Raw genomic sequence first — 24,860 nt, forward strand, 5'->3', positions numbered from 1 at the left:
CAGGGGCGCGCGCCAGTTGGGTTGACTGCAGCGGTCTAGATCGAACCGCGCGGCCCTTGGAAAAAAGCATGCGAGATTACGATACTGGCCAATTGGCGATGAGGAAGTCTGGTCGCATGGCAGATCTGGCTCCACCGAGGCTTGAGCGACACTTAATGCTCTAACTGCTGCCGGTTGGTAAGAGAACGCGATCGGGACGGCCAACGCCCTCGAGCGGTGTCTGCGCATCAAGCTCCATCAGAGGCTTGATGTGACCATCGCGAATATCATAGACCCAGCCGTGGAGCCAAAGCGGTTGTCCGATCCGCCACGCCTCGTCGACAACGCTCGTCCGGGCAAGAGTGAGCAGTTGATCTCGGACGTTCATTTCGACGAGGCGATTAATCTTGGCTTCATCACTTTCGGTCGCCGCCAACTCGTCGGCATGATCGCGCACTACGTTTCGCGCACGATCGAGCCAGCGGTCCAGGTGGCCGGAGACTCCAGCTCCAAGCGCCGCCTTGATGCCCCCGCAGCCGTAGTGACCGCATACGATGATGTGAGGAACCTTGAGGACCTCGATTGCAAACTGCAATGCCGCCATGAGGTTGAGATCGTCGGGATTGACGAGGTTGGCGACGTTGCGATGAATGAACATCCCGCCGGGTGGGGTCATGGTCATCTGCTCGGGGCTGACGCGGCTGTCGGAACACCCTATCCAAAGAAACTTCGGCTTTTGCCCATCCGCTTGCCTTGTGAAGAAGTCTGCTCGTTCATCGACGAGTTCTTCCGCCCAGGCTCTGTTGGCGAGCAGAAGTTGTTTATACTCTCTCATGCGAACTTCACTCCAACGATAGGCGCATCGATCATCGGCGCGGTCCGTTCGGCAAGATCGCCACGAACGACGACGCTGATTGATCGAAACTGGGAAGCCTTGATAAAGGCATTGATAATCTCGACATTGTCGAGATCGACATAGTTTGTAGCGGACAGGTCTAATAGCAGACTGCTGTTGTCTGGGACACGGTTCAGCTGCTTCAGAAGCTCGTATTTGTGAATAAAATACAAGTTGCGCCGTGCACGAACCAGGCAATCGTCCCCTTCAGAGGCGAAAGTAACCGCAGTGCGAAAGTTTCTGGCTATCACAAACACAAAGCCGACCGCCAGACCAACCAGAATTCCTTCCAGAAGGTTGCTGAATACGATCGCAATGACCGTGATTAAGAACGGAATGAACTGTGTCCAGCCCTGGCGGTAGCGCGCGATGAACAGCTTGGGCGTGCAGAGCTTGTAGCCGGTCGCAATCAGAACGGCTGCGAGCGCAGCCAGAGGGATAAGGTTGAGTAACGAAGGAATGAGCGCGACCCACAGCATCAGCCATAATCCGTGCAACATCGCCGATGTTTTGCTCTGGGCCCCTCCGTCGACGTTGGCCGAGGAGCGCACGATCACCGAGGTGACCGGCAGGCCTCCAAGCAGCCCGGAGACGATATTGCCGCCGCCCTGTGCCATGAGTTCCCAATTCTTATCCGTGGTGCGACGGCGAGGATCGATGTCGTCGATCGCCTTGATACTCAGCATCGACTCCAGGCTTGCGACAATCGCAATAGTAGCCGCAGCTGCCCAAACAGCGCCGCTCAAAATCCCCGAGAAATCTGGAAGGGCGAACAGTCCGGCGAAGTCGCCCACGTTGCTCGCGACGGGGACCTGAACCAAGTGCTCTTTGCCGATCTGCCAGGACGGTAGCAAGACTCCGAACAGCGCATTGCCAATGATGCCAATTAGGACCACGACCAGCGGGCCGGGCAGGAACCGCAGCGGTCCATTTTGCGGCTTTGCAGCGTTCCACCAGAACAGAAACGCTAAGCCAACTACACTGATCGCCAGTGCGCCTGGCTCGAACTTTCTCCTTAATACGAGCAAAAGATTGGACAGGGTATTTCCGCTCCCGGATGAAAACTGGAAGCTACCCTCGGCTTCAACTTCGTACCCGATCGCGAATGGGATTTGTTTTAGAATAAGGATCAGGCCGATGGCGGCGAGCATGCCGGTAATCACGGAGGAAGGAATAAACTCGCTCAGAACTCCAGCGCGGGTGAGCGAAAAGATCAGTTGGAGCAGTCCTGCGAGCACAACGACGCTCAGGAAAATCGGGTAGCTGGGTAGCGCGTTGATTGTGTCGAGCACGATCACCGTAAGGCCTGCAGCTGGCCCGCTCACCGACAATGGCGACTTCGATAAACCACCAACGACTAACCCTCCGACGATGCCGGCGATCAGACCTGAGAATAACGGTGCCCCTGACGCAAGGGCGACGCCAAGGCATAATGGCAGCGCAACCAGCGCAACCACGATTGATGCAGGCACATCGGCCCGCCAGGTTGCGAGAGACGGTAGTGAAAAGGGCACAAAGGTGCTCCCATGAAGAAGTTGGATTGGGAAGAGGACGCGCCGGTCGACACAGCGATGGCCGCCGCTCTCGATGAGGTGGGACCCTGCCGCCAAGTAAGGCGTGGACCGTCCTGGAGACGGTTTACAGACCTCACGACGAAACAACTGGCTTTTCAGCTTGTTCGAAGATCGCGCAGCCGTAATTGGGCGCTCGGACGCTGGACCTGTCACGTCCCGGCGCGGGCTCGTCGCTATGCGTTAGGAGGCCGCAACCCAGGAGCGACAATTACCCCTGCTCTCAGCCCTGGATTCCCAGGAATCAACGGACCCTGATTAAGTGCGATCTGAAACGGGATTGTCTCATGTCGCACATTTACACGATCGCTGTGGCACTCGCCGTGATGATGCGCAAAGCCCACCGGGTCGCTAGGCAGCAACCCGCCGCCGACCGGGTCTGAGTCACTGCCCCCGGTCAACACTGTAAATTGTTCCGCCGCAATGACGAGGGATTTCGAGCGCTCTTCCCCTGCGTGTGCGACCGAGCTCAGCCCCAGCAACGAGGCGAGCAGAGTACCGAGAATGAGGGAAAAAATGCGAGTCATTTGTCGTGCGCTATAGCGACATCGTAGACATTCGAATACCGGTTTTGACTCGTATGTTCAGAAAAGTCTCCATTCACTCCGATCCGGCTGTATTCTTACCGTCGCCGCTGCCTTTGGAGGCGGTTCACCGGCTTCTCTCCAAGCAGCTGCTTGTCCAGGATCCGCATTTGCGCTGGATCTGGGCGCCGTGCGCGCGCATTGCCCTGGACGAGATCGCAAGCATCCGCAATGCTCGCGCGGCGGCCAAAAAAAGACGAGGCCTATTGTCACAACCAACGAATCCCAACTCCCCGCGCTCAGTCTTGGCACACAAGGTCCAGACGCAACCAATGCGTGCCTGCCCCTTGTGTGCTAAGCTCGAACGTCCAGGCCGTGCCGCATCATCCCTCGCCCGTTCGCCTCGAATGCAGGCGAGCATTAGACAGTTGCTTCGTTAGGCAAAGCTGCCGCAGGCTCGAAGCCAAACATGTAGGAGAAGCGGCTTGGGGCTTTGGATCCAGCAGCTGATTGATCAACTCGGTTATCTGGGAATCGCGGCGCTCATGTTCGCCGAGACGGTGTTCCCACCGCTTCCCTCCGAAGTAATCATGCCGCTCGCCGGACTGCGCGCCTCGCGCGGGGCGCTGTCGCTTCCTGGCGTGATCGCTGCCGGGGCGGGCGGCGCAATGGCCGGCAACCTGGCATGGTATCTCGCTGCCCGCGCGATCGGCGTAGGTCGGCTGCATGGTCTGATCGATCGGCATGGGCGCTGGCTGACGCTCGACTGGGAGGACGTGGAACGCGCCCAAGGTTGGTTTCGCCGCCACGGCGCGACATTCGTGTGCCTTGGACGGATGGTGCCCACCGTCCGCTCGGTGGTATCGATCCCGGCTGGCCTATTGCCGATGCCGCTCGCGCGCTTCCTGGTTTGGTCGTCGCTCGGAACGACGGCGTGGACGACTGCGCTCTCGTACGCCGGCTTTCTGCTCGGCCAGCGCTACACCGCGGTTGACCGCTACCTCGCGCCGGTTTCCACCGCCGTCATCGTGATCCTTGCACTCTGGTACGCTTGGCGAGTGGCCACGTGGAAACGCAGGGCGTGAACGAAAGCATCGACGCGGGCGCGACGGCACGCCGCGCCTTCTGGCGAACCGAGCAGGCCACGCGCGCGTCGGTGATCGTCGATGCCGACGCCTACTTCACCGCGGCTCGATCCGCGATGCTGAAGGCGGAAAAGCGCATCATCCTGGTCGGCTGGGACTTCGATGCCCGCATTCGCTTCGGCGATTTGGAAAATGAAGGGCCGCCGACCGTGGGCGCGTTTATCAGTTGGCTGGTGAAGCGTCGGCCCGGGCTTCAGGTCCATATCCTTCGCTGGGATGTGGGCGCACTGAAGACGCTGTTGCATGGCCGCACATTGCTGACGATCCTACGCTGGATCCGCGATCCGCAAATCCATCTGAAACTCGATGGTCATCACCCGGTCGCGGCATCTCACCACCAGAAAATCATCGTGATCGACGATTGCGTCGCCTTCTGCGGCGGTATCGACATGACCCGCGACCGCTGGGACACGCGCGCGCACGATGACCAAGAACCTCGTCGGGTGGAACCGGATGGCAAGCCCTACGGCCCCTGGCACGATGCTGCAATGGCGCTGGAGGGTCCAGCGGCGCGCGCCTTGGGCGATGCCTGCCGCGACCGCTGGCGCGCCGCCGGCGGGCGGCCGCTCGAGCCCGTCGAGGGTCGCGGCAATTGCTGGCCGGAAGGGCTACGCGCCGACTTCGCCGATCTGCCTGTAGGCATCTCACGGACGTTGCCGAAAATGGACGATCAGGAGTCGGTGCATGAGATCGAAGCGCTGTATGTGGCGTTGATCGCGCGTGCTCGCCGGGTGATTTACGCCGAGAGCCAGTATTTCGCGTCGCGGCGCGTCGCCGAAGCGATCGCACGCCGCCTGGAGGAGCCCGACGGGCCGGAAATCGTTATCGTCAATCCGACCACTGCGAACGGCTGGCTGGAGCCGATCGCGATGGACACTGCCCGCGCCCGGCTCGTCGCGGCTCTGCGCGAACGCGACACTTACGGTCGCTTCCGGCTCTATCATCCATGCACTATTGCGGGGGAGGCGATCTACGTCCACGCCAAGGTAACGATCATCGACGACCAGATCATCAGGGTGGGCTCTTCCAATTTCAACAATCGCTCGCTGCGCCTCGACACCGAATGCGACGTCACGATCGACGCCGCCGCGTCTGATTGCTCGGCCGACGCGGCGCTGGCGATCGCCGCCATCCGTGACGGGCTCGTCGCCGAGCACCTTGGCGTAAGCCGCACCATTGTCAGCGCGAAGCTCGCGCAAACCGAGTCGCTGATTGAGACCATAACCGCACTTCAAACCCCGGGACGGTCTCTGCGAAACTATGTCTTGCCCGACCTCTCCTCGCTGGGGGAGTGGCTAGCCGACACCAAGTTGCTTGATCCGGAAGGTCCCGATGAGATGTTCGAGCCGTTCTCCCAGCGCAGGAGCCTAATGTTCCATCTTCGTCACCGACATGGAAGACTTTTGCGACGACCGGCCTCCAAACTCGCTTCCAATCTGCGACGGTCTAAACCTTTGTAGCGCCGTTCAGATAAATCACTGGAGCCTTCCTGTATGCCGCACGGGTGCAACGATGAGTGTAAACGGGGCGGCTGACGTGGGTGGATTAGACCATCTTGAACATGCCGGTATGAGCCACCGAACGCGCGCTCGGCGCCGAGCGACGGAAGCCTAGCAAGTTGGGGCCGGTCGTGCGGGGCCGATGGAGCTCCTTCACTGTTGCCGATCGGCTCCATTGCCGCGGTTTGAAGAGCGATGGCCGCCGCGCCGGTCATGCTCGGGGTAAGGGTTAGCGATCGGATCGGGTGAGGGCTGCGACATCCTGTACGTGGGGGGTGGTGGCTTGTACGCAGGAGACGGGGGCGAAGCAGCGGGGTAGCCGCCATAGCTTCCCCCCTCATAGGCGTGGCCTCCATCCCAGCTGACCCCGCCGTGCCCGCCGCTCCAGTTGACTCCGGCGCCATGGGTCCTGCGCTGTGCGCCCGCGGGCGAGACTATCAGACCTGCGGCGACAACCGCGCTCAGCCCCAGGCAGATCGTTCTGATCACGGTGGTTCTCCTCCTGCGCATACTCAAAGACCCAACGATCGGGCATTGATCGCTCTTCTGATCCGGTCAATGTCGGAACAATCCTCCCAGGAATCCACCGCGCCGGTAGCCACCATGATCGCCATCGCCGTGGTGACCCCCATGATGCCCACCACGATGCTCGTCGCCATAACCGCCGTTCCACGGACCCTGCTGGGCGTAGCCGGGAGCGGGGGGCGGACTTGCGGGGCCGGGCTGAGGGGGAGCGACCGCCGCCTCATAGGCCGCGTTGCGCTCGATGATCTTGTCAAGCTCGCCACGGTCGAGCCAGATGCCCCGGCATTGCGGGCAGTAGTCGATCTCGATGCCCTGCCGGTCCGCCAGCACGAGGTCCACCCTGCACACCGGGCAGAGCAGGCCCTGCGCGCGCTGCGGTGTCGGGGTCGATGTGGGCACTAACTCAGTCATGATCATTTCCTCGTGCGAAGGTCCCCCGTCCAACGAGGGATGACCTTTTGGTTATCGCGATCTCAGTAGCCATAGTAGCCATAACCGCCCCGCCGCTCCCGGCGTTCATGCCGCCGCTCTTCGCGCCGTTCGTGGCGCGCAGCCCGGGCATTGTAGCCGCGGGCGTTATAGCCATAACCCGGGCCACGAGAATAATACCCTCCGCGTTGCGCATACACCGAGCCATTGTAGCCGCGGGCGTGGGCGTCGCCCCGATAGGACTGCTGGCCGTGGTAGGGCTGCCCCCCAAATCAGCCATGGGACTGGGCCATGGCAGGCGCGCCGAACGCGAGCGCAGCGACCGCGGCGATCAGAAATCGTTTCATGATCATTCTCCTCAATCGGAAGTGGCCGATCGCCACACCTTGAGAAACGCTATGCGCTTCACGCGATGAACGTTGCGGGAACGGGCCTGGCAGGTACTGTTAATTTCTCAAAGCGTACGTCCGGCTTTTGACCAAAAGTTCTTGTCGGCTTGCATCTAGGCCTTATCTTCAGATGTGACAGATGACCGCGTCATCACTCGACTGCCACCCTGATGGTCAAGGGTTAAACATCAGTATCAATTTAAAGAGACTCACGACGCCCATTTTCGATCGCTTGCAACGGTTTAGGCGGGAGACAATTTTTTGATAGATGGCGTGATAGAAGTACAAAAAGAGCGGGAAGCCCACCGGACCAATATCTTCTCGCCAGCCACCGGATTGTGCTTGGACCCGGAACCAAGTTGGAAAGTCGCAGGTTTGAGAAATTAGAGGAGAAACTTTCAATGGCAAGCGCTCCGCCCGACCCCCATCCCGACTCGCTTCCGAGCGGTCCAGACGAAAGACCGGAGCAGCTTCCCCCCGCCGAGGATGATGGCCGGGAAAGCGTTGAGGATATTCCGGCTTCTGGAACGCCGTAGCATTCGGGCAGCATGCCAGCATTAAGCGGCAGCCTGACCCTCGCTGTCCACCCGCTTGCATCGGTTCCCGCGCAATGGCGTTTGGTGAGTTCATGTGCTTACGGCCGATTTATGGGGTAACGGAGTATAAGAGTTCAGATGGCGACCATTCCGGTGTTCCACCTGCCGATCCTTTTGCGCCCAGATCCGGCGCGGACAGTCAGTCGTCCATTCCTTCCCTCCGATCCGGCGCGTTATGCCTCGGCCGGCCGGCCGCGCGGTGCGCGCATCATTGCGCGCGTGCTCTCGCTCAACGCCGCGAAGCTCGATCGAGATCTCGCGCGGGTCCGCCTCTCGCTCGATACACGCTACCCGGACGTCGAGGCGACGTTGCTCCGCCGTTTCGACGCGGTCGCAAATCTAGTATCCGGTCAGGCTGCGCCCAGCCGCGACCAGCGCTTGCTCATCGGCGCTTACTTCAGCGCGGAGTATTCCTATGAATCGGCCGCGTTGTTCAATCCCAGCGTTGTCCCTCATCCCGATCAGAGCGGGACGCCGACGGGTGCCTTGCGCTTTATCCTGTCGCTGCGCGGGATTGGCGAGGGTCATCTCTCGTCAGTGACGTTCCGCACCGGCATCTGGGCTTCGGATGGATCGGTTCTGCTCGATATGCCCACTCAGGTGTCGGCTCCGCCGGAGTTGGTTCGACCTGATGGCTGGAAGGACGGCGATCCCTTCACGCTCGACTGCTCGGCAAGCCACGATGTTTCCCAGACCGTTCTATTCCCGATGGTCGAAAGCCAAAGCCGCGGGATCGAGGACCTGCGGATGACACGCGTCGAACGCCCAGATGGCACGCACACCTATGTCGGCACCTATACCGCAGTCGGAGAACGCGGTGTGCGGCAGGAGATGCTTGAAACCGAGGATTTCCATCGTTTTACGATGCGCCCGGTCACCGGTGACCTGGCGGACGGAAAGGGTATGGCGCTGTTTCCGCGACAGATCGGGGGGCGCTACATGGCGATCGGACGCCAGGACAGCGAGAACCTCTGGCTGTTTCCTTCGGATGACCCTTTTCACTGGGTCGACGGCACGAGGATTCTTGAGCCAGCCGAGTCCTGGGAATTTATCCAGCTCGGTAATTGCGGATCGCCGATTGAGATTGAAGAAGGGTGGCTGCTGCTCACTCACGGGGTGGGAGAGGTCCGAAACTATTGCATCGGCGCAGCGCTGCTCGACCGCGACGATCCCTCGAAGGTGCTTGGGCGGCTAGCCGATCCCCTCATCGAGCCCAGTGTTGACGATCGTGACGGTTATGTTCCCAATGTCGTGTATAGCTGTGGCGGATTGGTGCGCAATCGGACGCTACTCCTGCCTTACGGCGTCGCCGACAATTACACGCGCTTCGCAACCGTATCGGTCGACGCCTTGATCAGCGCGATGATTTGACGGCCAAAGTCGTCGTTGGGTCCTGTGGGCGGCAGTAGTGCAAGTGGCTCCTTCCGCTAGCCAGTGCCCCTAGCCAATGCCGGTCAAGACGCATTATTTTATCGACAAAGCGAGGCCGTCTTGTTCGTCAGCCGCGTCGATGTCGGTGTTGTTTTAATCGCGCAATTTTTAGGCGATCCGCCGGTCCAGGAGCGCAGCGTTTGACCTCTCCCCTTACGCACAGGTCGTTCCGGATCGCAGGGCAGGCGACCGCAGCCGCTTCATCTTCTACCTCAAGGCGCTCGAACAAAGGTTGAAGACCCTGGTTCGACCAGGACAGTGCCCAACGATAAAGAACGCGCCATCCACGGCGCGTTTTAGGGCCGGACCTTCGCCCGATGTCATGGTTAACGGGATGGTAACTCATCGCGCTTTAGGCTGGGCGTTGCGGGACCCTGTTGATAGTTTCGGCCTGTCAACTCAGTGCGAATTCCTGTTCCGGTTTCACGATGATCTCGAAGGAAAATATAGTGACGAGTGTTGGTGCTGCAGATGTGATGACCATTCGCAATGCCGTGCTGCAGCGAAACGCGGCTCTGCGGGACGCCGCGGCTCGCCCCGTCCCAGGCGCCAGTCAGCCGCTCGAAACCCCCCGTTCCGACGGGGTCGCGGGCGGCTCGCCGTCCTTTGCGACGACCTTTAAAAATGCCCTCCAGCAGGTCAACACCCTCCAAGAGCAGGAGGACGTCGCGACCGAGACCTATGAGCGCGGTGAAACCACCGATATCGCCACGGTCGCGCTCATGCAGCAAAGGGCCTCGATCAGTTTCGAAGCAACCCTACAGGTCAGGAACAAGCTTCTTTCTGCCTACAAGGATATTATGAGCATGCCCGTTTGAAGAGCTTCAGGACCACATTAAAAATGGCGCGGCCTGTGACGAGCAATGCTCCGGTTATCGGAATAGGCCGCCTAAAAAGCCGCCTCGATGGCCGCCGCCATGACCGCCACCACCGTGACCTCCGCCATGACGATCACCGCCATAGCCTCCGCCCCAGGGGGCTGGTTGCGAATAGCCGGGCCCTGGGGCCATGCCGCCCGCAGCCTGCGGCGTCGCATCGGCCTCAAGCGTGGCGTTGCGTTCGATGATCTTGTCGAGTTCGCCACGATCGAGCCAAACGCCGCGGCACTGCGGACAATAGTCGATCTCGATCCCTTGCCGATCGGAAAGCAGGAGATCAACCCTGCAAACCGGGCAGAGCATGCCTTGGGCACGTTCCCTTGCCAAAGGCGGTACGACGGTATCGGTCATGGGAATTCCTCTTGTGTGTCAGCGGACACAACTTGACAACAGGACATTGCAACTCTGGTTGACAAGAGCGTTATACGCGGACCGCGATGAACCTCGTCCGAATGATACAGGCCAGGGGATCGGATTCGTCGCAAACGATCTGCATCTGACGATGATGACCGGAGCCAATTCTGCCGAGAGAAACTTTAGCTGCCATGCGCACGTTGCTTGCGCGGACGGCGTTGCAACTAAAGCCGATGAATGCGTCTTGACCCGGACAGTTCCGCCCGCATTGATACCAACACGAGCCTGCAGCCTGAAGCGCAATGCGGGATCGCTACTACCGCGCCGAGGGTGTGCAGCGCGCGCGCTGACAGATGTAGCTTTAATGGCGGCCTGCATGATGCGCGCCTCCGGCAGGATGGCCCCCGCCATGTCTGGCTGGTCCATGGCCCGAGAAACCGTGGCTCGCTCTGCCATGCCGCACTCCATAACCACCAAGGCCAAATAGCCCGTACCCTCCAGCCCCATAAAAGCTCTGGCCGTAAAAACCTCTGGGATAATAGCCGCGAGAGTAGCCGGAGCTGGACCTAGCGACGGGTATCACACAGGTCTCAGCCTTCTCCGGCCCGATTGCTGGCGTCTGAGACTGGTGCGATCGATCTGAGCCTATTTCGTCCTCCGGTTTTACCACCGGCGGTAGCAATTTGGCTGCCACCGCCCCGGGAGTTTCGCACGATACCTGATAATAGGTGAACGCCGGCCGCCGCGCTGAGTTGACGCAGCCGCTAAGCGACATGCATAAAATCGCGCCCGAAACCGCTATCGACGTCCGCCACAAGGGCATTGTTCTCTCCCGCTATAAACGTTTGGAGCTGAGGCGAGCCGTCCGTCGAATACCGGCCGAGGTGCTTTGTTCCTTTCGATAATAGCGAATCATCCTCCAAACCATCCACGTGATTTTAGATGGAGATGTCAGCCGCGCCATCGCTAAACACGAAAGCTTCGCTTTCTAAAGATCATGTAATGTTCGCGTCACGATAGCGATAAGGTGGCACGCAATAGCTCATCATCGACTTTTGCGTCGGGAGGAAGGATGCCGGTTCAATGGAGCGCCGTGCCCGTGCTTACGCAGGGTGCCTTGCAGGGATGGTGGCCATCGCGCTCAGCGTCGGTGTACGAGCATCACCGCCTGATCGGATTGTGTCGCTCGAGGTCTATGGCGATGATCCCTGCCCACGCTCGCCTGAAGTTAGCGACGGCGTGATCATCGTTTGTGGTCGTCAACCTGAATCCGAACGCTATCGTATTCCCCCAAGACTTCGTAAGAGTCAGATCGTCCGGCTGGAAGAAGCGTGGGGCAGCCGAGTCCAGGAGCTGGACGCGGTGAGCCGCAACGGAAGGCCGGATAGCTGCTCGCCCGTCGGGTCTGGGGGCCAAACTGGCTGCTATCGACGTAGCCGGGATCAATGGCGTGCGGAGCGTCGGTTGCTCGATGGCACAAAGCAATGACGGCCGGTCTGGCAATTTTGAAATCGTACGACGCGGCGGCCAATGCTGGATGGCGCTCGCGAGTCGTTCTTATCGGCACTCCGGCGGGGGAGCTGGGCTCTTGGCCCCACTTCATCAGAACCGCCTTATGATGAGAAGGGCCCTTTGTCGGCCTCCGTCAATGACCGCGCCGCGCGTGAGTGAGCGCGTCTATCGCCAGGAACCGCAGACGTCTGATGGTTATGCCCGCGGCCCCCGGCCCGGTCACTATCGTCGCCATGACCGAGCGACCAATCAGCAGTCTGCAACGGCACTGCGATGAGGAAGCGCACGAAAATTCAGCTCCTCCTTCCGGTATCGCTATTGGGCGCCGCACCGGGTAATGCTGAGACCCTGAGAGAGGCACTCGTAGCTGCCTATCGCACCAATCCATCTCTGACCGGCGCTCGCGCCGGCCTCCGTGCGACCGACGAGGGGGTTCCGATCGCGAAGGCAGCCGCGCGACCCACGCTGAGTGCCACGGCTGATTACCAAGAATTCCTGGTCAGATCAGCAAATAGCTTCTCAGCGCCGCTGCGAGCCGTCAGCAGCAGCGCCAACCTGTCATTCCCACTGTATCAGGGCGGGCGCGTGCGCAACGCCATAAGAGCTGCCGACGCGCGCGTTGAGGCCGGGCGAGCCAATCTTCGAAGCAGTGAAGCGGACGTGTTCACCGCCATCGTGTCAGTTTATATGGACGTCATCCGCGATGACGCTATCGTCAATCTCAATGTGCGCAATGTCGCAGTACTCGAAACCAACCTCCAAGCATCGCGCGACCGGTTTGAGATCGGCGACCTCACGCGGACGGACGTCGCCCAATCCCAAGCACGGCTTGCGCTCGCGCGGGGCCAGCTCGAATTAGTGAGCTCGCAACTTGATTCAAGCCTTGAGAATTACCTTCGCTTTGTCGGCTTGCCCGCTCGGTCGCTTGAACAGCCCCCAGAACTGCCTGGTCTGCCGACGACCTCAGCCGGTGCAGTAGAAATTGCACTGGCAAATAATCCTCAACTCGTTGCAGCAAAAGCCGATGCGGATGCCGCGCGTTTTGATATTCGAGTGGCCGCAGCAGCCCGGTTACCTCGCCTTTCCGCGATCGGCAGCGGTAACTACAACAATTACCTTGGTTCTCTCGAAAGCTCACTGCCAGGACGGGTTTTTCAGCAGTCGCAACGGACCGCGACAGTCGGTCTTTCAGCAACAATTCCGCTATTCCAAGGTGGATTGCCCGCCGCCCAGGTGAGACGCGCGCAAGCGCTGTCCAGTCAGACTCTCGAACAGATCGTACTGGTAGAACGCCGCGTCGTTGCGGACGCTCGCGCTGCATTTTCCCGACACCGCGCGACACAAGCGGTGATCATGTCGTCTCGCGCGGCCGTCTCTGCAAATGAACTAGCGTTGGAGGGGGTGCGCGCGGAAAACACTGTCGGCAACAGGAATGTGCTCGACGTACTCAACGCCGAGCAGGAACTGCTCAACAGCCAGGTCCAACTCGTCACCGCGCAACGCGATGCCTATGTCGCGGCATTTGCCCTGCTGGCGGCGATGGGCCGGGCAGAGGCCAAGGACCTCGGCCTATTTGGCGGTGCGTTGTTCGCGCCCGTTCTTGAAGATCGCGAAAGGGCCCCTGTCAATCCTACCGGTAGTCGGGGCTTGTCCCAGGTGCCGATGGGGCCTGTTCTCGACGATCGGGCGTCCCCAAAAATTGGCCAGGAGCCTTCGACACTCCTGCCCACGCCAGAGACAGCAGGAGTAAGAGCATCGTATGGCGAAAAAGCTTTTGGTGGCCAGAATTGACATGCTGAAACCCAGCCGATTTCGACACCGGCCCAGCCCTGCAATCGTCCCACGATTGACCGTCCTGCGTACGCCTGAATCTGGAGCGGACGGGCCAAATGCCGATCGCGTCTAGCTCCCTTTATGAGATTGGCTCTCACCTCATCAATCTGGGCGTCGCTTATGGCCTTGCTCTTCCGATAGGTTGGGACCGGGAAAGAGAAGAGCGCAGCGCCGGTATCCGAACCTTTCCGTTGGTGGCAGTCGCGAGTTGCGGTTTCGTGCTGATCGCGATCGCCGTTCTAGGCAGGGAGTCCACCGGCCAAGCTCGAATCCTGGAGGGCTTAATCACCGGCGTCGGGTTCATCGGCGGAGGCGCGATCCTCAAACATGGGGGCCAAGCCTCTGGTACAGCGACCGCAGCAAGCCTATGGGCAACCGGCGCCTTGGGCGCTGCCGTGGGATATGGGCTCTACGATATCGCCGCATTTATCAGCCTGATGACCTTCTTCACGCTCCGCAGCTCGCGTCCGCTAAAGAAGGCGGCCAAACCACAATCCGAAACCGAGCGAAGTCAATGATGGCGTCTCATGCGCCCGCATTTTACGACGTTACGACACGCCATGGGCAAAGTCTGGCTTGCGCTTCAATGCGCTCGCGGCCCTGGGAGTTATTGGGGGACAAAGCCAGGCCATTGGCGCGCACAGCCCCTTCACGAGACCTCGATTTGAGACACGACTCAGTTTGGCTCCTGCCGGCAAAGCGAGAAAGGTGCCACTGGAATGGCTACTCCGCTGTGCTGCACGGGCCACGCCGTGGGTATTGGCTCCCCTGGCCGCACCCACGGCGGAATTTCCTCTTTGAGCCGTTGCAGGCTGCTCAGTGGATTTCGAGACATGTGCCTAGAATGTTCTTGGCCGCGTTTTGTACATCCCATTTCGCGGTTCTGCCACGACAGCGACCCAAAGATCGTTTTAGATTCGAGGTTGCAGGGCTATCACGCCGATGAGACGATCGCAAAATCACTCGGACAAGCGGGGCCGGCGTCAAGAGATTTTAGCAAATGGCGACGGAGCGCGCATGCATTCCTACCGGCGAGCGGCGTTACTGCGTCGTATTCTGCTCTTCCGCAGGTTATTGTTCTCCGTCCTTTTTGTGATCCTGATCCTCATGCTTTTAAGCCAAGGCTGGGTCGGCTCGCCTTGTTTGTCATGGTGGCCAGCGACTTTTGCTGCCGGCGTTTTGGAACTCATCGCTGGCTATTTTATAGCTGGCGTCGTGATGTCCGTAGTTACAATCCAAAAGAATGGACCATTCGAGGCAAGTCTCGGGCCTCGACTGGGCAGCCTCGGTGCGGCAGGCTTCTTTTCCGCTATTCTCGCTGCGGTATCTCTCCTTGGGCAGCGATGCTCATGACGATCTGGTCGTATTCGCAAACTATCGTCAGGAGTCAGACTATGTTCTCCGATTTTAGAAGGTTGATTTATGGAGCGCGGTATCCATTTCGCGCCAATTTGCTCCAATTGTCCCTTGTGTTGGTTGCATTGCCCGCCTGTTCAAACAAGGGAAACGACATTCCGCCGGACAATGCGTCGGGCCCCGTCAGTACGCCATCGCTCCCGCCATCGATCGCCGCAAGTCATACATACCGTTGTAATGACAACAGCCTAGCTTTCATCGACTTTATGAGTGACCGCACGACCCTCGACCTTCGCGAATCCAAGGAAGCGCCACCCGCCCGAATGACTGCGCCGGCACCCGGGCTGTCGTTTGTTGGCGATGAGACAACGGCAATCGTCAACGGCAAAACAATAGTTCTTCAACAATATAAGCGGCCAACCCGAAAATGTCGGAGGGATTGATTTCCTTACCTAGGGGTAACTCGCAAACGTTGTGAGAAGGTGCGGCTTAGCATACTCATTAGCGAGGACACAGCATGGCTAAAGAGGCTCGGATAGCGGATTGTGCTACTGGCTCCCACCGACCGGTTGGAGACGTCGGCGGTGAAGTCACAGGCATTCGGCGCTCGCGTTGTCGGGTCTGTGGCTGCGCATTGATGCGAACGTCGGCAATGCGCCGCTGGTACTTTACTGGCCTCCTCGGGTGACCGGTCTTCTCGCTAATAATGATCAGGCAACCCTTTATGGACGCGTCACCTTGTCGATCGGCCTGATCGCTTCGCAGTAAAAGGACGGGGGCTTCCGGCGAAGACTGTGAAGGGTTGAGATGACGTAACCTGCGGACCACGCTGACTCTATATCAGTCGGGCTCGGCGACGAACAGCCGATGGAACTGGGGATTGTAGTCTATGGCAGGTATCTATCGAGTTTCAGCTTATTGCCGGTCACGGATCGAACAAACCATGGATGGACACAACCGCAATCTCGTGTCTCCAAGGCGTCTTCAGCACGTTGGAGCTAACCCTCTGTAAGCGGGCGAGGCGTAGATGCCTCGCTTGTGGATACTCTCCAGCGCGAACGGGGATGGAGCGTATGTCCAAGTCAGATTTTGAAACGGACTTTGGATCGAAAATAGCGGCCGATACGATTATAGAACTGATTAGCCATGCCCGATCCGGAGCAGTTCCTCGGATCACCTCCGATCTAAGGCGGAGCCCTGTTGAAGATGTTGTCGATGCTGACGAAGATTTAGGCTGCCGTCGGGACCATGGCGGGAAAGATATTCCCTTTGCGGATTAAGTTCGTCCCGCCACAAAGAACATCAGAAGGCTACCGGCACCGGCCAGGATGAGAAACCACGCTCCGATCCGGCCGAACCGTTCGAGCGTTCGGATCAGGAGCGAGTGGCCGTAAGAGCGAAACTCTTGAATTCCCGCCATATTGCGCCGGTTGAACGCCCGTTGGTTCGTCCAGATTATGATCGCAAGGCCAATCGAGAGGCACATCAAACCTATGACCCAGTTCATTCGTTTCTCCCGATAACCGCGTGTCCCAGGGCAACCGACCCACAGGAGAAACCGTGCCACCGCTGTTCCGCTGGCCGACGCCCCGAGGGTGTCATTTCTATCTGGCGGAGGGTGTCATTTCTATCCGGCGCTTACAATCTGATTATCCGATAATAATAGTTATGTTAAATTTGGCCAGTTCCGAGGCGATTAGAACGCCAGTTCTGCCTGCCTTGGAACCGCTCTCGGCTGGTCTTGTCGGCCGCCAATCAGACCGCGCGCGCACCCTGCCAGAACATAGACGGCTTGGCGCTGCGCACCGCGATTATGATGATCGACACAATAGCCCTGATAGTGCCGCTTGAGCAAGCCAGCGCGCACGAGTTCAGATACTGCCCGGCTCACATTCGTTTTTCCCGACGCCCGCACTTGCTCACGGATGGCGTCGTCGAGGATTGCCGTCGCCTGATCGACGTTGGCGGGCAATGCGCCTGACATTGCCAGATCGCTGCGTATCCGCTCTTCCAGGGCAACGCGCCGGGGGTCACGCTGCCCCATCGGGGTGAGCGCATCACAAAGCCAGTCACGCAAAGGAATGAGGCCGCCGCCCTTGGCCACCAACGGCCCCGCGCTGCCGTCGGATCGAGAAGCCTGTGCAATCAGGTTGAGCACCATGAAAGCATAGCGCGGTCGAGACGAGGACCGCGCAAGCATCTCCAGCAAGCAGGGCATATCCAGTTGCGGGCGGCCGTCGCCAATGATCGGAGCGTGCAACATAACAGGATTGAATCAAGCACAGATAGGGGGTGGAAGTGAATCCCCTTTGCAGCAGATTTTCATCATTTTGTCGGCTGTGACACTTTGCCTGCGGGTAAAGTGTCACGCGCGCCCTTTCATCATAGCATCGGCCGGCTCGTGTTAAAGACGACCTGTGCATTTCTTGCGGGGAGTTGGACGCCGGAGGCAGCCGGTCTTGTTTTTCAATGGCTTCGCCGAATGGTGGCTGGACTAAGCCGCAATTGAAATGCGAACCGTTCTCATTATGGGAAGTTTGAAAGATGCCGGTCGCCTGGGTGACATCACTGCGTTCGAAGCAGAATGCCGGCAGGCGACGACCCTCGACCAACTCAAATCCATGCTCGACGCGATCGTGCGTCAATTTGGGTTCCGCTGGTTCGCATTGGTGCATAATGTCGATCTGAAACGGACCACCCGCAAAGCTCTCCTCATAACCACCTACCCGGTGCGCTGGATCGAGGAGGTTATGGATGCGCGCCTCTATATGGAGGATCCGGTCCACGCCGCCTGTGCCAAGACCGTCTCCGGGCTCACTTGGGATCAGATCGGCGACTACATCGCGCCCAATGCGCGCCAGCTATCAATCCTGGAGCGGGGCCGCGCGCACGGACTGGCAGCTGGATTCACCATGCCGATCCGGATGCGCGACGAGCCCGACGCGATATTCACGGTGGCACGCCAAGGCGACGAGATGATTTCGAGCCCGGACCTTCTTTCGGCCCGTTTGGTTGGCACGGTTGCGTTCGACCGAGCGCGTACCCTTCTGGGTCCTGATGAGCTGGTAAACGTACCAATAGCGCTTAGCCCTCGCCAGATCGACTGCCTGGATCTTGTGGCACAAGGGAAAAGCGACTGGGAAATTGGCCAGATTCTGGGGCTGAGCCGCGACACGGTTCACGAATATGTCGAAGGCGCGCGCCGACGTTATGGCGTCCGCCGTCGAACGCAGCTCGTGCTTCGCGCTGTTCGCGATGGCCATCTCAATATTGAGGCTCTCGTGTAGCACAAGCAGATCGGCGGTTCATGATCACCCTTGCCGAAGTGCAGGCATTCTGCACCGTGGCCCGTGCCGCTACCACCCCTCATGCTCTCATGCAGGCTGTTGAAGAAATCACGGCAGTGATGGGCTTTCGATATTTTGCGCTGGTGCATCACGTCGACTTACTGAACCCTGGCAGCACAATCGTTCGCCTCGTCAGCTATCCCCGAGATTGGGTCGACACGTTCGAAGAGGGTCGGCTGTATGCGGCCGACCCGATACATCGCGCCAGCCACACCACGACCGTCGGCTTCGCCTGGTCGAAGGTGGCAACGCTGATCACATTGAACCCGCGCGATCACGCCGTACTCGCTGCGGCTCGCACAGCCGGCCTCGGCGACGGATTTACAATCCCCGCCCATATCCCGGGAGAGGCGAACGGATCATGCTCTTTTGCTATGCGCAACGGAGAGGAACTGGAGGAAGCGCAGTTACCGCTGGTCCAGCTCGTGGGCAGTTTTGCATTCGAGGCCGCCCGCAAGATAGCCCGATCGGGCATTGCGCCCATTCCGCCCGCCCCGCAGCTCACCGATCGGCAAACAGAATGCGTTGCGCTTGTCGCGCGGGGAAAGACCGACTGGGAGATCGCCAGGATCCTTGGTGTTGGGGTTGAAACGGTAACCCAGCATTTGAAAGACGCCCGCGACCGTTACGGTGTGACGAAGCGAACGATGCTCGCCATTCGGGCGCTATTCGACGGCGCCATCAGCTTCACTGACATTCTCCGGCGCTGATCTCCCCAGTTCTGGGGATAACGCCGCTCCTTACAAACTGCTCGATTGACGGCCTCTCACGAGGAGGTGCGTTATGGTTGTTATTGGTAATGGTATTGAACAGGCGTTGAGTGACCGCGTGTTTCGCTCGATGTTCGAGGAACGCAAGCGAGTCTTTGTTGATCTGCTTGGCTGGGACATTCCCGTTCTCGCCGGTCGATATGAGATCGACCAGTTCGATGACGACGCAGCGACCTATATTGTCGTGACCGACGGGACAGGCGAGCATTGCGGATCTGCCCGTCTGCTTCGGACCGACCGACCGCACATCCTCGACACAATTTTCCCCTACCTGTGTGACGATATCCCGCCAGCAGGCCCGACGGTCCGCGAGATTACACGCTTTTGCTTGGCGCGTCGGCTGAAGGCTCGCGAGCGACTTGCGATGCGCAATCGTCTCGTGTCCGCTCTGGTCGAACATGCCCTTTGCAACGGCATCACGACATATACCGGCGTTGCTGAGTGGGCGTGGTTTCAGCAGATCCTGGCATTTGGTTGGCAATGCCTTCCGCTCGGCATGCCAAGCAGCGCCGACCGCGGCCTGTCTGCGATGCGGATAGATATTTCGCCGGCGACACCGGGCCTGCTGCGCCAATCCGGCATCTTCACGCCGATCCAGCTGATGGATCTCGATCGCGCGGCTGCCTGAGAACCGGGAGATCATGATATGGCAACGAAATTAGCATCCGCGACGCTCGGGTCTGAGCCGCATCATTCGCTCTGCGAGACATTGTTGTCAGAGGGTTTTTGCGTCGTGCCGAACCTGATGCCAGTGCGCGACGTCGGTCTGCTGGCGGCAGATCTTGCGCCTCACTTTGATGCAACGCCGTTCTGTGAAGGCGGATTTTATGGTGCCCGCACCAAGCGGTTCGGGAGTCTGCTCAAGCGATCCCGACATGCGCCGGCGTTCATCCAGAACCCGCAGATCATTGAGATGGCGCAGGCCGTACTCGGCCCGTGGTGTGACACGATCCAGCTCAATCTGGCCCAGGCCCTTGAACTGCACCCGGGTGCCCTGCCGCAGTTTCCACACCGGGATCAGGATATGTGGGGCGGCCAGACCGGAGAAATCGAATATCTGATCAACGTGATGTGGCCGTTCACCGACTATCGGGCTGACAATGGGACGACCGTGATCTGGCCGCACAGTCACGCCGCAAATGCGCTGAATCCGGAGCCTCCCGCGGAACCAATTGCCGTGGAATGCAGCCCGGGATCTGCGATTGTCTTTCTCGGATCGACCCTTCACGGCGCTGGCGGCAACCGGTCATTCGATGTGCGTCGGGGCATGATCGTGAGCTACTGCCTGGGGTGGTTGAAGCCGTACGAAAATCAATGGCTGGTGTATCCGCCTGAAGTGGCGTGCACGTTCGCACCCAGCCTGGCCGCACTGATCGGCTATCAGCAGCACAGACCCAATCTGGGGAATTACGAAGGGCGATGCCCATCTATTCTGCTCGGGGACGAGCGTCTCGACCATCTCGGCGCGATCGATGCGTTACGTCCAGATCAAGCGGCAGCGCTTGAGGAATTCCTGGAAGGTCAGCGCCGGTTGCGCGCCGCATCGAACGAAATCTGATCGGCGCACTCCCCCCTTGTGGGGGGATTGCCCGAAAATGCCGCGCCGGGTTCAAAAGAAAGGTGATTTTCAACGGAGAGCGGTCGGCGCATTTTTAATGCAGCGGCGCTGAAAAGCGGAGAAATCAGATGCAGCGCCTGCGCTTTGCCCTTGCCGTGCCGTTCGTGGTGATGTCCGCCCAGACGGTTCCGGCGCGAGCCAACGACCTTGGCTGCCAGGTTCTGCTTTGCCTCTCAAATCCGGGCGGTGCGACGCAATATGGCGCGTGCATCCCCCCGATGACCAAGCTTTGGCAAAAGCTGGCGACCGGCGGCTCCTTTCCCGGCTGTAGCGGCGGCGGTGTCGCGAAGACGAGAGTTTACGACCGCGACTCCGCCACCCGCCGCCGTGTCGTGATGACGTTTGCCGATGGGCGGCAACAAACCTTTTCACTGGCCAATATCGAGCGCCTGACGCCGGTTCCGGACTCAGCCGAAATGGGATCACAATGATCCTGCAACTGGCCAGTGTCGTCGCCCTCGCGCAACAATGCGCGCCTTCGGTCGCGCCGGAAACACTGGTCTCCGTCGTGCATGCCGAAAGCAAGTTCGACACGTTGGCCATCGGCGTTAACGCCCGCAGCGTCCGACCCGAAATACCCGCGACGCCTGCCGCAGCCGCCCGGATCGCCCGGTCGTTGATCGCCAAGGGCTATAATATCGACCTCGGCCTCGGGCAGATCAACAGCGCCAATCTTCGATGGCTGGGCCTCTCGGTCGAGGACACATTCGATCCCTGTCGCAATCTCGCCGCCGCAGCGCGGGTCCTGTCGAGCAACTTCCTTGACGCGGCGCGCACCCAGGGTTCGTCCGATCGCGCGATCTCCGTTGCTCTTTCGATGTACAATACCGGAAACCAGGCCCGTGGCTTTGGCAACGGCTATGTGGCGAGAGTCTATGCGAGCTCTGCGGTCATCATTCCCGCGATCAGGGGATTAGCGCCAACCGGCGCAGCCTCGGTCAGGCCCGCACCTCCAAGACCCGCATCCGAAACGCCAATCCAGGAGCCTCGCATTGTGCAGACGGCGGTGAAAGCACCGCGGGCCTGGGACATTTCCGCAAGCGCCCAAACCGCCTCGATGATGGTGTTTGGCGACGGGACACCGCCATCGAGAGAAGGACCGACCGAATGACAATTTCCGTTTCGACCTTATCCACCTGGCTCCCGCCACGTCGCCGCGCTTTGGTCCAGACGCTGGCGCTGATCGTCGCCGCAATGCTGGTTTCGATGCTGCTGAGTGACCCCGCGCATGCCCAGGCCGCCGATGGCGTCACATCGATGGCTGAGAATATCAAGACCTGGCTGACCGGCACTTTTGCCAAGACGATCGCGGTGATCGCAGTCGTCATCGTCGGCTTCATGTTCTTCACGGGCCGTGCAAGCCTCGGTCTCCTCGTGACGGTCATCGTCGGCATCTTCATCGTGTTCAGCGCGCAGTGGATCGTCGATACCATAACCGGCGGCGCGTGAGTGCGCCGCGATGGACGACGAAAAGCTTAGAGAAGAAACGCTCTTCCTGGCCGTGACCCGACCAACGATGTGGTTGGGCGTACCGATCGAGGCGTCGCTGCCGATCGCGCTGGCAGCGTGCCTGACCCTTATCATCACCGGCAACCCGCTCTACGCTTTCGCATTGGCCGGTGCGTTTCTGGCGATTGCCCGGCTGATTGTCCGGCACGACGCCAACGCATTTCGCCTGTTGTGGCTGTGGACGACGACCAAGGCGCGCTGCCGCAATCGCGGCTGGTGGGGCGGCAGCTCTTACTCCCCCCTGCCGATCGACGGGACGAAGCGCCCGGGCTTCGCACGTGCCTAGCCGGGCCAGCGCATTGAGCGGAGCGACAGCCCGCACGCCATGGCGGATCCTCAAACAAGAGGCCGACCCGGCGCGTTACCTGCCCTATGCGCGCCATATCGACGAGAATGTCATCGCGCTCGACGGGCGGGACCTCATGATGATGTTCAAGCTCGAAGGCATGGCGTTCGAAACCGCCGACCCTATCCATCTCAACGACTGGCACGAGAAGCTCAACGGTACGCTGCGCAATATTGCCGACGACCGCCTCGCGATCTGGACCCACATCGTTCGCCGGCCGATCACCGACTATCCCGAAGGCGAGTTCCGCTCGGCATTTGCGGCGGATCTCGATGCAAAATATCGTGCGCGGGTCACTGCCAAGCGGATGTTCGTCAACGAACTGTACCTCACCCTGATCATGCGCCCTTCCGTGGGATCGGCCGACCGTACCGGCGTGCTGCTTCGCCGTTTGGCGTCGGCGCGCAAGGAAGGGACCGAAGTTGACGAGGACGAGCTCGCACGTTTCGAAGACAAGGCACGCGATATCGAGAAGCTCCTCGCACGCTGCCGCCCTCGACGTCTGCACCTCTACGAGCATAACGGCCTGATGTTCTCCCAGCCGCTCGAGGTGCTCGAGCTGGTGATGATGGGCCGCGGTGGCAGGGTGCCCCTGGTCCGTGGCCATCTCGGTTCCGCCATCTACGGCGAGCGCGTGATTTTCGGCCGCGAGACGGTCGAGGTGCGCGCGCATGACACGAGCCGCTTCGTTGGCCTGTTTGGTATCCGCGAATATCCGGCCATGACGCGGCCCGGACAGATGAACGCGCTCCTCAGCCAGGATTTCGCGTTCGTCGTCACGCAGTCCTTTGCGTTCATGGGCAAGGCGCGGGCCTCCGAGCGCTTGCGGCGGCGTCAGAACCAGATGGCATCGACCGAGGATGCCGCTGCAAGCCAGGCGCTTGAGCTGGCCGACGCGGCCGACGATCTGCAGAGCAATCGCTTTGTCCTGGGCGAACATCATTTCTCGCTCGCGGTCTTCGGTGAAAACCAAAAGCGATTGGCCGAAAATCTCTCGACCGCTCGGGCCGCGCTCGCCGACGCGGGTCTGGTGGCCGCTCGGGAGGGTCCGGCGCTGGAGGCTGCCTTCTGGTCGCAGCTTCCGGGCAACTTTGCGTGGCGTGCGCGTCCGGCAGCGATCACGTCACGCAATTTCGCCGCGCTCTCGCCGTTCCACACTTTCCCCGCCGGCAAGGCGGAGGGCAACCATTGGGGCGCTGCGATCGCGTTGATGAAGACCGCGGCCCAGTCTCCCTTCTATTTCAACTTCCATGTGAACGATCTTGGCCACACGCTGATCATCGGCCCGTCGGGAGGCGGCAAGACCGTCGTCCAGAATTTCCTGATGGCGCAGCTCGAGAAAACCGGCGCGCAGCAGATCTTCATCGACAAGGACCGCGGCGCCGAGATCTATGTGCGCTCGTCCGGTGGCACGTATCTGGCGCTGCGCAACGGCGTGCCGACCGGCTTCGCTCCGCTCCGCGCGCTCGAGCAGACCCCGGGCAATATCGTCTTCCTCGGCAGGCTGATCCGGCATCTGGTGACCCCCTCGGGCATTCAGCTCGGCGTCACGCAGGAGCGCATGATCGATGAGGGTATCCTCTCGATCGGACGTCTTCCCCCGGAGGAGCGGTCCATCCTCGCGCTCCGGCAGTTGCTCGGGCAGCGTGATCCGGAAGGGATAGGCGCGCGGCTTGAGAAATGGTCACGCGGCGGAGCCCTCGGCTGGGTGTTCGACAATGACCAGGACGAGCTGACCCTCGAGGCCAGATTCATCGGTTTCGACATGACGGATTTCCTCGACAATCCCGAGATCCGCACGCCGCTGATGATGTACATGTTCCACCGGATCGATGCCCTGCTCGATGGCCGTCGCCTCGTAATCGACATCGACGAGTTCTGGAAGGCGCTGGGCGACGACGCCTTCCGCGCCTTCGCGCAGGATGGCCTCAAGACCTACCGGAAGCAAAATGCCCTTCTGGTCTTTGGCACGCAAAGCCCGGCCGACGCGCTGCGCTCGGACATCTCGCATAGCATCATGGAGCAGGTCGCCACCAAGATCCTTTTGCCCAACCCCCACGGCCGGGAGGTCGATTACATTGACGGGCTTGGCCTTACCCGTGCCGAGTTCAAGCTCATCAGAAACGATCTGATCCCCGAAAGCCGGCGGTTTCTGGTGAAGCAGGGACACGATTCCATCGTCGTGGAACTCGATCTCGGCGGTCTGTCCGACGAACTGGCCGTCCTCTCGGGCACCACCGAAACCGTCGGAATCCTCGACCAAGTTCGTCGCGAACATGGCGACGATCCCGGCGACTGGTTGCCCGTCTTTCACGAGCGCCGTCGCGCCACCACCAGAAGGAAAGGATGAGGTC

The 24,860-nt window shown here is 60.2% G+C and carries 21 protein-coding genes; 15 read left to right on the forward strand and 6 right to left on the reverse strand.

Annotated elements, in window-relative coordinates; genetic code table 11:
- Positions 1 to 160 precede the first annotated feature (160 nt).
- Together AC07UX_RS16570 and AC07UX_RS16575 are read right to left on the reverse strand one after the other, a co-directional pair.
- On the reverse strand, positions 161 to 814 hold the full coding sequence (locus AC07UX_RS16570; RefSeq protein WP_495193087.1) for a carbonic anhydrase: 654 nt from the start codon (positions 812 to 814) through the stop codon (positions 161 to 163).
- A complete protein-coding gene (locus AC07UX_RS16575; RefSeq protein WP_495193088.1) occupies positions 811 to 2,331 on the reverse strand; it encodes a SulP family inorganic anion transporter in 1,521 nt (506 codons plus the stop codon). Before AC07UX_RS16575 ends, AC07UX_RS16570 begins: the two co-directional genes overlap by 4 nt.
- A gap of 1,123 nt (positions 2,332 to 3,454) precedes the next feature.
- Here AC07UX_RS16575 and AC07UX_RS16580 point away from each other — a divergent pair.
- Both AC07UX_RS16580 and AC07UX_RS16585 read left to right on the forward strand, forming a co-directional pair.
- A complete protein-coding gene (locus AC07UX_RS16580) occupies positions 3,455 to 4,054 on the forward strand; it encodes a DedA family protein (RefSeq protein WP_495193089.1) in 600 nt (199 codons plus the stop codon).
- A 116-nt stretch (positions 4,055 to 4,170) separates the two neighbouring features.
- Entirely contained in the window at positions 4,171 to 5,574 is a 1,404-nt protein-coding gene (locus tag AC07UX_RS16585; protein ID WP_495193134.1) for a phospholipase D-like domain-containing protein, read from the forward strand.
- Positions 5,575 to 6,168: 594 nt separating this feature from the next.
- On the opposite strand, the gene AC07UX_RS16590 is transcribed toward AC07UX_RS16585, so the two are convergent.
- Positions 6,169 to 6,465: a TFIIB-type zinc ribbon-containing protein gene (locus tag AC07UX_RS16590; protein WP_495193135.1), complete on the reverse strand. Its 297-nt coding sequence runs from the start codon at positions 6,463 to 6,465 to the stop codon at positions 6,169 to 6,171.
- Between the two features lie 1,165 nt (positions 6,466 to 7,630).
- On the opposite strand from AC07UX_RS16590, the gene AC07UX_RS16595 reads away from it, so the two are divergent.
- The gene (locus AC07UX_RS16595) at positions 7,631 to 8,923 is read left to right on the forward strand and encodes a glycoside hydrolase family 130 protein (RefSeq protein WP_495193090.1); all 1,293 of its coding nucleotides are present in this window, start codon (positions 7,631 to 7,633) and stop codon (positions 8,921 to 8,923) included.
- A 509-nt stretch (positions 8,924 to 9,432) separates the two neighbouring features.
- Positions 9,433 to 9,801 (forward strand): flagellar hook-basal body complex protein FliE, encoded by a 369-nt coding sequence (gene fliE, locus AC07UX_RS16600; RefSeq protein WP_495193091.1) that lies wholly within the window; start codon positions 9,433 to 9,435, stop codon positions 9,799 to 9,801.
- Positions 9,802 to 9,855: 54 nt separating this feature from the next.
- Here the strand turns inward: fliE and AC07UX_RS16605 are convergent, their stop codons facing one another.
- Positions 9,856 to 10,164, reverse strand: coding sequence for a TFIIB-type zinc ribbon-containing protein (locus AC07UX_RS16605; protein ID WP_495193136.1), 309 nt, complete (start codon positions 10,162 to 10,164; stop codon positions 9,856 to 9,858).
- A gap of 1,836 nt (positions 10,165 to 12,000) precedes the next feature.
- Here AC07UX_RS16605 and AC07UX_RS16610 point away from each other — a divergent pair.
- Together AC07UX_RS16610 and AC07UX_RS16615 are read left to right on the forward strand one after the other, a co-directional pair.
- The gene (locus tag AC07UX_RS16610; RefSeq protein ID WP_495193092.1) at positions 12,001 to 13,518 is read left to right on the forward strand and encodes a TolC family outer membrane protein; all 1,518 of its coding nucleotides are present in this window, start codon (positions 12,001 to 12,003) and stop codon (positions 13,516 to 13,518) included.
- Between the two features lie 98 nt (positions 13,519 to 13,616).
- A complete protein-coding gene (locus tag AC07UX_RS16615) occupies positions 13,617 to 14,078 on the forward strand; it encodes an MgtC/SapB family protein (RefSeq protein ID WP_495193093.1) in 462 nt (153 codons plus the stop codon).
- 2,114 nt (positions 14,079 to 16,192) lie between these two features.
- Here AC07UX_RS16615 and AC07UX_RS16620 read toward each other — a convergent pair.
- Both AC07UX_RS16620 and AC07UX_RS16625 read right to left on the reverse strand, forming a co-directional pair.
- The gene (locus AC07UX_RS16620; protein WP_495193094.1) at positions 16,193 to 16,423 is read right to left on the reverse strand and encodes a hypothetical protein; all 231 of its coding nucleotides are present in this window, start codon (positions 16,421 to 16,423) and stop codon (positions 16,193 to 16,195) included.
- Positions 16,424 to 16,612: 189 nt separating this feature from the next.
- The gene (locus AC07UX_RS16625) at positions 16,613 to 17,179 is read right to left on the reverse strand and encodes a hypothetical protein (protein ID WP_495193095.1); all 567 of its coding nucleotides are present in this window, start codon (positions 17,177 to 17,179) and stop codon (positions 16,613 to 16,615) included.
- 247 nt (positions 17,180 to 17,426) lie between these two features.
- Between AC07UX_RS16625 and AC07UX_RS16630 the strand changes: the two genes are divergently transcribed.
- The 9 genes from AC07UX_RS16630 (at position 17,427) to AC07UX_RS16670 (ending at position 24,856) form a co-directional block, all read left to right on the forward strand.
- Positions 17,427 to 18,203: an autoinducer binding domain-containing protein gene (locus AC07UX_RS16630; protein ID WP_495193096.1), complete on the forward strand. Its 777-nt coding sequence runs from the start codon at positions 17,427 to 17,429 to the stop codon at positions 18,201 to 18,203.
- 20 nt (positions 18,204 to 18,223) lie between these two features.
- A complete protein-coding gene (locus AC07UX_RS16635) occupies positions 18,224 to 18,973 on the forward strand; it encodes a LuxR family transcriptional regulator (protein WP_495193097.1) in 750 nt (249 codons plus the stop codon).
- Between the two features lie 73 nt (positions 18,974 to 19,046).
- On the forward strand, positions 19,047 to 19,661 hold the full coding sequence (locus AC07UX_RS16640; protein ID WP_495193098.1) for an acyl-homoserine-lactone synthase: 615 nt from the start codon (positions 19,047 to 19,049) through the stop codon (positions 19,659 to 19,661).
- A gap of 18 nt (positions 19,662 to 19,679) precedes the next feature.
- The gene (locus tag AC07UX_RS16645; RefSeq protein ID WP_495193099.1) at positions 19,680 to 20,591 is read left to right on the forward strand and encodes a phytanoyl-CoA dioxygenase family protein; all 912 of its coding nucleotides are present in this window, start codon (positions 19,680 to 19,682) and stop codon (positions 20,589 to 20,591) included.
- A 128-nt stretch (positions 20,592 to 20,719) separates the two neighbouring features.
- Positions 20,720 to 21,082 (forward strand): hypothetical protein, encoded by a 363-nt coding sequence (locus tag AC07UX_RS16650; protein ID WP_449469890.1) that lies wholly within the window; start codon positions 20,720 to 20,722, stop codon positions 21,080 to 21,082.
- Complete coding sequence (locus tag AC07UX_RS16655) at positions 21,079 to 21,762, forward strand: lytic transglycosylase domain-containing protein (RefSeq protein WP_495193100.1); 684 nt, start codon at positions 21,079 to 21,081, stop codon at positions 21,760 to 21,762. The genes AC07UX_RS16650 and AC07UX_RS16655 overlap by 4 nt, the downstream gene beginning before the upstream one ends.
- The gene (locus AC07UX_RS16660; protein ID WP_495193101.1) at positions 21,759 to 22,100 is read left to right on the forward strand and encodes a TrbC/VirB2 family protein; all 342 of its coding nucleotides are present in this window, start codon (positions 21,759 to 21,761) and stop codon (positions 22,098 to 22,100) included. Before AC07UX_RS16655 ends, AC07UX_RS16660 begins: the two co-directional genes overlap by 4 nt.
- Before the next feature lie 10 nt (positions 22,101 to 22,110).
- Positions 22,111 to 22,446: a VirB3 family type IV secretion system protein gene (locus AC07UX_RS16665; RefSeq protein WP_495193102.1), complete on the forward strand. Its 336-nt coding sequence runs from the start codon at positions 22,111 to 22,113 to the stop codon at positions 22,444 to 22,446.
- On the forward strand, positions 22,439 to 24,856 hold the full coding sequence (locus AC07UX_RS16670) for a VirB4 family type IV secretion/conjugal transfer ATPase (protein WP_495193103.1): 2,418 nt from the start codon (positions 22,439 to 22,441) through the stop codon (positions 24,854 to 24,856). Before AC07UX_RS16665 ends, AC07UX_RS16670 begins: the two co-directional genes overlap by 8 nt.
- Positions 24,857 to 24,860 lie beyond the last annotated feature (4 nt).

It is taken from the genome of Sphingobium sp. GW821-FHT02B05, from assembly GCF_059421905.1.

Bases quoted from the DNA above. Each gene is read 5' to 3' on its own strand.
- AC07UX_RS16570 (WP_495193087.1), bottom strand. From the start codon at position 814: ATGAGAGAGTATAAACAACTTCTGCTCGCCAACAGAGCCTGGGCGGAA.
- AC07UX_RS16585 (WP_495193134.1), top strand. From the start codon at position 4,171: ATGCTGAAGGCGGAAAAGCGCATCATCCTGGTCGGCTGGGACTTCGAT.
- AC07UX_RS16595 (WP_495193090.1), top strand. From the start codon at position 7,631: ATGGCGACCATTCCGGTGTTCCACCTGCCGATCCTTTTGCGCCCAGAT.
- AC07UX_RS16605 (WP_495193136.1), bottom strand. From the start codon at position 10,164: ATGCTCTGCCCGGTTTGCAGGGTTGATCTCCTGCTTTCCGATCGGCAA.
- AC07UX_RS16610 (WP_495193092.1), top strand. From the start codon at position 12,001: ATGAGGAAGCGCACGAAAATTCAGCTCCTCCTTCCGGTATCGCTATTG.
- AC07UX_RS16615 (WP_495193093.1), top strand. From the start codon at position 13,617: ATGCCGATCGCGTCTAGCTCCCTTTATGAGATTGGCTCTCACCTCATC.
- AC07UX_RS16620 (WP_495193094.1), bottom strand. From the start codon at position 16,423: ATGAACTGGGTCATAGGTTTGATGTGCCTCTCGATTGGCCTTGCGATC.
- AC07UX_RS16625 (WP_495193095.1), bottom strand. From the start codon at position 17,179: ATGTTGCACGCTCCGATCATTGGCGACGGCCGCCCGCAACTGGATATG.
- AC07UX_RS16630 (WP_495193096.1), top strand. From the start codon at position 17,427: ATGCGAACCGTTCTCATTATGGGAAGTTTGAAAGATGCCGGTCGCCTG.
- AC07UX_RS16635 (WP_495193097.1), top strand. From the start codon at position 18,224: ATGATCACCCTTGCCGAAGTGCAGGCATTCTGCACCGTGGCCCGTGCC.
- AC07UX_RS16640 (WP_495193098.1), top strand. From the start codon at position 19,047: ATGGTTGTTATTGGTAATGGTATTGAACAGGCGTTGAGTGACCGCGTG.
- AC07UX_RS16645 (WP_495193099.1), top strand. From the start codon at position 19,680: ATGGCAACGAAATTAGCATCCGCGACGCTCGGGTCTGAGCCGCATCAT.
- AC07UX_RS16650 (WP_449469890.1), top strand. From the start codon at position 20,720: ATGCAGCGCCTGCGCTTTGCCCTTGCCGTGCCGTTCGTGGTGATGTCC.
- AC07UX_RS16655 (WP_495193100.1), top strand. From the start codon at position 21,079: ATGATCCTGCAACTGGCCAGTGTCGTCGCCCTCGCGCAACAATGCGCG.
- AC07UX_RS16660 (WP_495193101.1), top strand. From the start codon at position 21,759: ATGACAATTTCCGTTTCGACCTTATCCACCTGGCTCCCGCCACGTCGC.
- AC07UX_RS16665 (WP_495193102.1), top strand. From the start codon at position 22,111: ATGGACGACGAAAAGCTTAGAGAAGAAACGCTCTTCCTGGCCGTGACC.